Genomic DNA, 1,493 nt, shown 5'->3' with positions numbered 1-1,493 from the left:
CGTGTTGCAACCAAGTAGAAATGTCACCCGGTCTGCAAATTAGAAATGTCACTTATACTGCGCTGAGGAGAGCAAAGCCTGGCAGGGCGGAGACCTCATATATCGCAGCCCTGGCTGGCTTTGCGGGTTTCCTTGGCGCGTCGGGCCGCGAGAGAGTTCCAGCCGTTGTTCCGACGTCCTGTCTTTTTATGGCCGTTCTTGTCGCTGCTTGGTCTGACCTTCGTCGGCGGCGCGGACTTCTCCTGTTCTTCCTTGATGTGAGCGAGGACAGCACTGAGGTGTTTGTTCTCTGTGATCGCGGCATGGGTGACACGCTGTTGGTGCGGGTCGAATATGCTGCAGGGCAGGGCGATGCCTTTGGCACGCACCTGAACACGCCCATCCGCCATCTCGTACACATCGACGTATTTGCCGACCAAGCCTCGCGTCAGATCGTTGACCTCCAACCGTATGCGCTTGCGGTCATACTTGAGGGTCAGGTCTTTGCCGACGTAGCGTTTGTCACGCAGACAGAAGACTTCAGAGAGGCGATCCGGTTCGATGTTCAAGGCGCGATGCAGGTTATCTGGTTTGGCCGGAGCCTTCGCGAACTTTGCGTTGTAGCGTTTGGCGAAGCCTGCAAGGAACGCGTTGCCATCTTCGATGTTCGAGATGCCTACGAGGCGCAATTCCTTCACCAGACGATCTTGCAATGTGCGGTTCGCGCGCTCGACGCGGCCTTTGGCTTGACTGGAATTGGCGCAGATGATCTCGATGTTCAGCTCTGCCAGGGCGCGTCCAAATTGAGTCATCCCGGTCGTGTGTTCATTGGGCTTGGGAACACGGAAGACTGTGTGCTTGTCGCTGTAGAAGGCAACCGGGCGTCCGTGCTTGTGCAGATAGCTTTCCACTGCCTCGAAGTAGCTGAACGTGCTCTCAGACGTCACAAACCTCAGTTCCATCAAGGTGCTGGTCGCATCGTCGATGAAGACGAGCAGGGTGCAGGGATCACCTCGATCCTCGAACCAACGGTGATCAGAGCCGTCAATCTGGATCAGCTCACCGAAACATTCCCGACGCAGGCGCGGTTGATGAATCTGGCGTCGCTGCTTGCGGGACAGCCAAAGGCCGTCTTCGGTCATCCATTTGCGCACTGTCTCGCGCGATACTTTGAACCCGTGATGTTCGGCCAGCATCTCAGCCGCCAACGTCGGTCCAAAATCTGCATAGCTCTCTTTTATCAGGCTCAAGGCATAGTCGCGCTTGGCATGATGAATGCGATTGTTCGGAGGTTTACCACGCGCCTTGTGTCGGACCGCCGACGCGCCATCCTGACGATACCGCTTCAACAGCCGGAAAATCTGCCGCCGTGTCAGGCTCAACATGCTCGCCGCACTATCAACGCTCAGCCGTCCGTCATCAACCTGCGCTAGAACCTCCACGCGGTTCAACTCGCGCTTGCTCATAATCACCCATCCCATGTCCGCTCACCCTCATGTTCTTTTGAGGGTAGA

At 56.7% G+C, this 1,493-nt stretch carries 1 protein-coding gene; it reads right to left on the bottom strand.

Annotated features, from left to right (window positions below):
• Nucleotides 1–95 precede the first annotated feature (95 nt).
• The gene (locus J7394_RS22770) at nucleotides 96–1,460 is read right to left on the bottom strand and encodes an ISNCY family transposase (protein ID WP_209256244.1); all 1,365 of its coding nucleotides are present in this window, start codon (nucleotides 1,458–1,460) and stop codon (nucleotides 96–98) included.
• Nucleotides 1,461–1,493 lie beyond the last annotated feature (33 nt).

This window comes from Ruegeria sp. R13_0 (genome assembly GCF_017743995.1).
In the GTDB taxonomy this organism is placed as follows: Bacteria; Pseudomonadota; Alphaproteobacteria; order Rhodobacterales; family Rhodobacteraceae; genus Ruegeria.
Note: the sequence above shows the minus strand (reverse complement) of the source record. Positions and strands in the feature narration are given on the sequence as shown.

Bases quoted from the DNA above. Each gene is read 5' to 3' on its own strand.
- J7394_RS22770 (WP_209256244.1), bottom strand. From the start codon at position 1,460: ATGGGATGGGTGATTATGAGCAAGCGCGAGTTGAACCGCGTGGAGGTT.